Source organism: Streptomyces sp. NPDC058221 (assembly GCF_042882365.1).
Classification (GTDB): Bacteria; Actinomycetota; Actinomycetes; order Streptomycetales; family Streptomycetaceae; genus Streptomyces.
In genome coordinates this window covers 1-7028 of the sequence record NZ_JBHVWF010000249.1, presented here as the reverse complement: position 1 = coordinate 7028, position 7028 = coordinate 1, and the positions used below count along the sequence as shown (strand labels likewise).

General features: G+C 67.8%; 5 protein-coding genes. 2 read left to right on the top strand and 3 right to left on the bottom strand.

Translation table 11 applies throughout. The features are described from left to right. Positions 1 to 171: 171 nt before the first annotated feature. Positions 172 to 2994 (bottom strand): preprotein translocase subunit SecA, encoded by a 2823-nt coding sequence (secA, locus tag ACFVW8_RS37815; RefSeq protein ID WP_389698355.1) that lies wholly within the window; start codon positions 2992 to 2994, stop codon positions 172 to 174. 241 nt (positions 2995 to 3235) lie between these two features. Here secA and ACFVW8_RS37810 point away from each other — a divergent pair, with 241 nt between their 5' ends. Together ACFVW8_RS37810 and ACFVW8_RS37805 are read left to right on the top strand one after the other, a co-directional pair. Further along, positions 3236 to 3823 (top strand): GNAT family N-acetyltransferase, encoded by a 588-nt coding sequence (locus tag ACFVW8_RS37810; protein ID WP_389698353.1) that lies wholly within the window; start codon positions 3236 to 3238, stop codon positions 3821 to 3823. 52 nt (positions 3824 to 3875) lie between these two features. Further along, a complete protein-coding gene (locus tag ACFVW8_RS37805; RefSeq protein ID WP_389698351.1) occupies positions 3876 to 5051 on the top strand; it encodes a winged helix-turn-helix domain-containing protein in 1176 nt (391 codons plus the stop codon). 31 nt (positions 5052 to 5082) lie between these two features. Here ACFVW8_RS37805 and ACFVW8_RS37800 read toward each other — a convergent pair whose 3' ends face one another. Both ACFVW8_RS37800 and hpf read right to left on the bottom strand, forming a co-directional pair. Beyond that, the gene (locus ACFVW8_RS37800) at positions 5083 to 5838 is read right to left on the bottom strand and encodes a response regulator (protein WP_389698349.1); all 756 of its coding nucleotides are present in this window, start codon (positions 5836 to 5838) and stop codon (positions 5083 to 5085) included. 185 nt (positions 5839 to 6023) lie between these two features. Next, positions 6024 to 6713, bottom strand: coding sequence for a ribosome hibernation-promoting factor, HPF/YfiA family (hpf, locus tag ACFVW8_RS37795; RefSeq protein ID WP_389698347.1), 690 nt, complete (start codon positions 6711 to 6713; stop codon positions 6024 to 6026). Between the last annotated feature and the right edge of the window lie 315 nt (positions 6714 to 7028).

Genomic DNA, 7028 nt, shown 5'->3' with positions numbered 1-7028 from the left:
GCGGGGGGGGGGGCGCCCCCCCCCGGTTACGGGAAGGGGCGGGGAGGGGAACAGGCCCGCCGCAGGCGCACCCACCCCCAACACACGCACACGCACACGCACACGCACAACGGCCGGGCCCGGACACCCACAGGTGCCCGGCCCCGGCCGTAATCCAGCAGTCAGCGCACGCTACTTCTTGCGGCGCCGCCCACCCCCACCACTCTTCTGCGCCTTGCGCCGTTCCGCCCGAGTGAGCCCGTCCGACTCCGCCCCGGCCCCACTGTCACCGTCACCGTTGGCGAAGTCGCCTTCGACGACCCCGCCCTCCCCGTCAACCGTGGGAGCGGAGAAGTGCAGCCGGTCCGGACGCTGCGGAGCGTCGAGCCCCTTCGCCCGGATCTCGGGACGCGCCGCCGGAACGGCGTCCTCCTTGGTCAGCGAGGTCGCCGCCGCATCCTGCACCGGCACCTCCTCGACCTGCTGCTCGACCTGGACCTCCAGGTTGAACAGGTAGCCGACCGACTCCTCCTTGATGCCCTCCATCATGGCGTTGAACATGTCGAAGCCCTCGCGCTGGTACTCGACCAGCGGGTCCTTCTGTGCCATGGCCCGCAGGCCGATGCCCTCCTGGAGATAGTCCATCTCGTAGAGGTGCTCACGCCACTTGCGGTCCAGCACGGACAGCACCACACGCCGTTCGAGCTCACGCATGATGTCGGAGCCGAGCGTCTTCTCACGCTCGTCGTACTGCTCGTGGATGTCGTCCTTGACGGACTCGGCGATGAACTCGGCGGTGACCCCGGCGAGATCCCCGGCGGCCTCCTCCAGCTCCGCGACCGTGACCTTCACCGGGTAGAGCTGCTTGAACGCGCCCCACAGCCGGTCCAGGTCCCACTCCTCGGCGAACCCCTCCGCCGTCTCCTGGCGGATGTAGTCGTCGATCGTGTCGTCCATGAAGTGGCGGATCTGGTCCTGCAGATCCTCGCCCTCCAGGACGCGGCGCCGCTCGCCGTAGATGACCTCACGCTGCCGGTTGAGCACCTCGTCGTACTTCAGGACGTTCTTACGCGTCTCGAAGTTCTGCTGCTCGACCTGCGACTGGGCCGACGCGATCGCCCGCGTCACCATCTTGTTCTCGATCGGGACGTCGTCCGGCACGTTGGCCATCGACATCACGCGCTCGACCATCTGCGCCTTGAACAGACGCATCAGGTCGTCGCCCAGCGACAGGTAGAACCGGGACTCGCCCGGGTCGCCCTGACGGCCGGAACGACCACGCAGCTGGTTGTCGATACGACGCGACTCGTGCCGCTCCGTACCCAGGACATAGAGCCCGCCGAGCTCGGTGACCTCGTCGTGCTCGGCCTTCACGGCCTGCTCGGCCTTCTCCAGCGCCGCGGGCAGCGCGGCCGCCCACTCCTCGACGTGGTCGACCGGGTCGAGCCCGCGCTGACGCAGATCCGCCTCGGCCAGATCGTCGGGGTTGCCGCCCAGCTTGATGTCCGTACCGCGGCCCGCCATGTTCGTCGCGACCGTGACCGCGCCCTTGCGACCGGCCTGGGCGATGATCGGCGCCTCCCGGTCGTGCTGCTTGGCGTTGAGGACCTCGTGCTGCACACCGCGCTTCGACAGCTGCTGCGAGAGGTACTCGGACTTCTCGACCGAGGTGGTGCCGACCAGGATCGGCTGGCCCTTCTCGTGCTTCTCGGCGATGTCGTCGACGACGGCGGCGAACTTCGCGACCTCCGTGCGGTAGATCAGGTCCGACTGGTCGGCCCGGACCATCGGCCGGTTGGTCGGGATCGGCACCACACCGAGCTTGTAGATCGTGTGGAACTCGGCGGCCTCGGTCATCGCCGTACCGGTCATCCCGGAGAGCTTGCCGTAGAGGCGGAAGAAGTTCTGCAGGGTGATCGTGGCGAGGGTCTGGTTCTCGTCCTTGATCTCCACCGCTTCCTTCGCCTCGATCGCCTGGTGCATGCCCTCGTTGTAGCGGCGGCCGGCGAGGATACGGCCGGTGTGCTCGTCGACGATCATGACTTCGCCGTCGATGACGACGTAGTCCTTGTCCTTCTTGAAGAGTTCCTTGGCCTTGATGGCGTTGTTGAGGTACCCGACGAGGGGGGTGTTCACCGACTCGTAGAGGTTCTCGATGCCGAGCCAGTCCTCCACCTTCGCGACACCGGGCTCGTGGATCGCGACGGTCCGCTTCTTCTCGTCGACCTCGTAGTCGCCGGTCTCCTCGATGCCCTTGAGCGGGTTGCCCGCCTCGCCCTTGGAGAGCCGGGTGACCAGCTTTGCGAAGTCGCCGTACCACTTGGTGGCCTGGTCCGCGGGGCCGGAGATGATCAGCGGCGTACGGGCCTCGTCGACCAGGATCGAGTCGACCTCGTCGACGATCGCGAAGTTGTGACCGCGCTGGACGAGCTCGTCCTGCGACCAGGCCATGTTGTCGCGGAGGTAGTCGAAGCCGAACTCGTTGTTCGTGCCGTACGTGATGTCGTGGCCGTACTGCTCGCGGCGCTGGGCCGGAGTCATGTTGGCGATGATGCAGCCGACGCTCAGTCCGAGGAACTTGTGGACCCGGCCCATCATCTCCGAGTCACGCTCGGCGAGGTAGTCGTTGACCGTGATCAGGTGCACGCCCTTGCCGGAAAGCGCGTTGAGGTACGCCGGCAGGGTGCCGACGAGGGTCTTGCCCTCGCCGGTCTTCATCTCGGCCACATAACCGAGGTGCAGGGCTGCGCCGCCCATCATCTGGACGTCGTAGTGGCGCTGTCCGAGGACTCGCTTGGCGGCCTCACGGACGGTTGCGAATGCCTCGGGGAGCAGGTCGTCCAGGCTCTCGCCGTCCGCGTACCGTTCCTTGTACTCGTCGGTGAGCGCCCGCAGCTCGGCGTCGGAGAGGTTGACGAAGTCCTCTTCGATGGAGCTGACCTGGTCCGCGATGCGGTGCAGTTTGCGCAGGATCTTGCCTTCGCCTGCACGCATGAGCTTGTTGAAGACGGACACTGAGGCTGGTCTCCTTGCCGGTCGGGCCTGGCACTGGGTCGTGTTATGGACTCTGGCGCGGGCACGGCAGGTGGGCCCCACCGCAACGGCCATCGTAAGCGAGGACCCCGCCGCGCCGGGAGGGCTGCCACTGCGTTGAGCTCGCAGTGCCCTTCCCGATCAACGGACGAAGGCCTCCGAAGGTGCCGGGAAGTGCGAAAAGTGCTCGCCCCGTGCCCCGGCCGGTCAGCAGAATCCGTACATGGAGCCGATCACACTCACCACCGACCGCCTGTTGCTGCGCCCCTTCGCCCCGGACGACGCGGACGAGGTGTACACCGCCTGCCAGGACCCCGGCATCCAGCGCTGGACGGTAGTCCCCTCCCCTTACAGCCGCACCGACGCGGAGCTTTTCACCCGACAGTTCTCACCCAACGGCTGGCAGGACGACTCCATGTACAACTTCGCCGTCGTACTGCGCGACGGCGAAGCCCTGACCGGTGCGCTCGGCATCAACCGCTGCAACCTCCCGGGCACCTACGAGGTGGGGTTCTGGACCGCCGGGGAGCATCGCGGCCGCGGCTACATGACGGAAGCGGTCCGCTGCGCCGCCCGCTGGACCTTCACCTCGCTGGGCGGGGACCGGCTGGAGTGGCGGGCCGAGGCCGGCAACGTCCCCTCACGGGCCGTGGCCCTGCGGGCCGGCTTCCGCATGGAGGGCGACCAGCGCTCCGGACTTCTCAACAAGGGCGTACGACGCGATACGTGGACCGGCGCGCTGCTCCCGTCCGACCTCGGCCTGCCGGGCACCTGCGCCTACCTTCCGGCGAGCACTCCCTCCCGCCTGTGAGCATCGCGACGGCCCGGCCGGATTGTCAGTGCCGCCCTCTAGGGTTCGAGGCATGACGTCCGTGCAGCCTCCCTCAGTCGAACTCTCCGCCGACCAGGCCCGCAGGATCGCCCTGCGCGCCCAGGGATTCCTGGGCGCGCCGGACCGCCGGGCCGGGGTGCCGGGCGTGCTGCGGCATCTCGGCGCCGTCCAGCTCGACACGATCTCGGTGCTCGCGCGGTCGCACGAGCTGATTCCTTACGCGCGCCTCGGCACGGTCGCCCGGCGCACGGTCGAGGAGGCGTACTGGTCGGGCGGCCGAGCCTTCGAGTACTGGTCGCACGCGGCGTGCATCCTGCCCGTCGAGGAGTGGCCGCACTTCGCCTTCCGGCGCCGCGCCTACCGCTCCCGCCCCCAGTGGCACCACGATCTGCCGGACGGCGCGTACGACACCGTCATCAAGCAGTTGCGCGCCGAGGGCCCACTGACGGCCACGGAGCTGGGCGGCGCGAAGAACGGCGGGGAGTGGTGGGACTGGTCGGCGTCGAAGGTCGCCGTCGAGCGGGCCCTGATGTACGGCGAGGTGGTGTGCACCGAGCGGCGCGGCTGGAAGCGGGTCTACGACCTCGCGGAGCGTGCCCTGCCCGCCACGGTGCTCCACGACGATCTGGACGACGCGGAGTGCCTGCGCCGGCTGGTGGCGCTCGCCGGGCAGTCGCTGGGAGTCGGCACCCGCGCGGACATCGCGGACTACCACCGGCTCAAGGCCGAGCAGTTCGACGCGGTGGTCGCGGACTCCGGTCTGGTGCCGGTGGCGGTGCAGGGCTGGGCGAAGCCGGCCTGGGCCGATCCGGCGGCGCTGGCATCGGAGCCGCGCGGCCGGCACCGTACGACGCTGCTGTCGCCGTTCGACTCACTGGTCTGGGAGCGGGCGCGCACCGAGCGGATCTTCGCGTTCACCCACCGGCTGGAGGCCTATGTCCCCAAGCCCAAGCGGATCCACGGCTACTTCGCGATGCCCCTGCTGGCGGGTGGCAAGCTGCAGGGCCGGGTCGACCCTGCGCGCGAGGGCACGACGCTGATCGCCCGGCAGGTGTCCCTGGCAGGCGCGAAGGCCGTGGCGCCGATGGCGGAGGCACTGGTCGAAGCAGCGTCCTGGGTCGGCTGTACGGACGTCCGGCTGGAGCGGGTCGACGCACCCGAGCTGCGCGGGCCGCTCACCCGGGAAATCGCCCGGCTCCTGGCGTGACCGCACATTCCCGGGTCTTTACCCGGCCGGCTCATCTGATCTCCAGGATCTTCTCCCGCATGGCATAGACCACGGCTTCCATCCGGGAGTGCAACTGCAGCTTCTCCAGAATGTTGCGGACGTGGTTCTTCACGGTGTTCTCGGAAATGAAGAGTTCCTTCGCGATATCGCGATTATTCATGCCCGTTGCAACCAGTTTGAGGACTTCGAGCTCACGCTCGGTGAGCCGGGGCGCCGGCACCAGCCGGCGCTCGTCGGTCCGCTGGATCATCGACTTGAACTCGGTGAGCAGTTTGGACGCCATGGACGGACTGATCTGGGACTGTCCGTCGGCTACCGCACGGATCGCGGTGGCGACCTCGTCCGTGGAGATCTCCTTGAGGAGATATCCGGTGGCGCCGGCCTTGATCGCGTCGTAGAGGTCGGCTTCCTCGTCGCTGATCGTCAGCATGATGATCTTCGCGCTGGGCGCCACCTCCTTGATGGCGGTACAGGCCTCGATGCCGCCGCGTTTGGGCATCCGTACATCCATCAGCACGATGTCGGGCAGCAGGTCAGCCGCCTTGTCGACCGCCTCCGCGCCGTCTCCCGCCTCGCCGACGACCTGGATGTCCTCCTCCTGCGCGAGAACGATCTCCAGTCCTCTGCGGAAGAGGGCGTGGTCGTCCACCACGAGGACCCGGATCGGTTCCTTCCGGGAACCACCGTCCTCATCTGCTCCGGTGTGGGGACCGGCAGCATCGTCGGCATCATTCGCATCGCGCACGGGCCCGAAGGTGTCCGCCATCGTTCCTCCCCCTGAAGGCCATGACCTGAAGTTCACAAACGTCCGCCAACGGCAGTTCACAGAGCACCGATTGGCTTGGGCGGCCATGATTTCATGCCTGGACGTCAGAGCGGTGATCCAGTGGTCGCACGCGGGTGCCCCTGGGGGCGCACAAGGCGCTCCAGGGGCACCATGGAGCGGTGGTGTCAGCCGCCGAGCGCGCCGCCCGCGCCGCCCGCCTCATCAGCGGCCAGCGGGTCGGTCCTCAGGTGGATGGCGCCGTAGTCGTATGCGTGCCGCCGATAGACGACACTCGGTTCCTTCGTCTCGGAGTCGACGAACAGATAGAAGTCGTGTCCGACCAGCTCCATCTCGTAGAGAGCCTGGTCGAGCGACATGGGTGCCGCGACGTGCGTCTTCTCGCGCATCACCAGCGGCCCTTCGCCCTGCACCTCGAGCGAGCCGATCCTGGTGGTGGGTACGGGCTCCGACACTTCGTCGGGGACCAGTTCGCCGTCGCCGTTGAACGACGCGGCCTCCGGCACGACTTCAGCGACTTCGGCGGCTGAGATGCGGCCCGTGCCGCGGCGGCTGTAGCGCTTGTCGTGCTGCTTGCGCAGCCTGGCCTCCAGCTTGCCGGTGGCCAGGTCCAGCGCTGCGTACGGGTCGCCTGCGGCCGCTTCCGCCCTGATGACCGGCCCACGCGAACGGAGCGTGATCTCCACCCGGTCGGAACGGTCTGCCTGACGGGGATTCGGCTCCTTGGACACCTCCACGTCGAGGCTGATCACCTTGCCGTCGAACTTCTGGATCTTGTCCAGCTTCAGCTTCTCGGCCACGTGCTTGCGGAACCGCTCGGGCACCTCGGTCTTGCGGCCCTTGACGACGATGTCCACGCAGAACTCCGTTCCCGGATCACTCCGCTCAGTGGCGGAGCATCTCCCTTTTGCACCAGGCCCCGGTGGTCGCCGGAGCCGCGGACTCGGTGACTTCCACCTCCTCCTCCCCCGTCGGCAAGGACTCCACCCCACCGCATTTCCTGATTCTGAACCGTTGGTGGGTTACCTGCCCGAAACCTGGTGGTGCATTCGCCGAGGTCTGGCATTCACCATTCCTCACAACCGAACATAGCCTGCTCGGCCGCCTGTCGGCACCCGCTACTCGCACGTACCTCCGTTCAGGTCTTTTTACCCACTCACTACCTGCAACGA

Bases quoted from the DNA above. Each gene is read 5' to 3' on its own strand.
- ACFVW8_RS37810 (WP_389698353.1), top strand. From the start codon at position 3,236: ATGGAGCCGATCACACTCACCACCGACCGCCTGTTGCTGCGCCCCTTC.
- ACFVW8_RS37805 (WP_389698351.1), top strand. From the start codon at position 3,876: ATGACGTCCGTGCAGCCTCCCTCAGTCGAACTCTCCGCCGACCAGGCC.
- ACFVW8_RS37800 (WP_389698349.1), bottom strand. From the start codon at position 5,838: ATGGCGGACACCTTCGGGCCCGTGCGCGATGCGAATGATGCCGACGAT.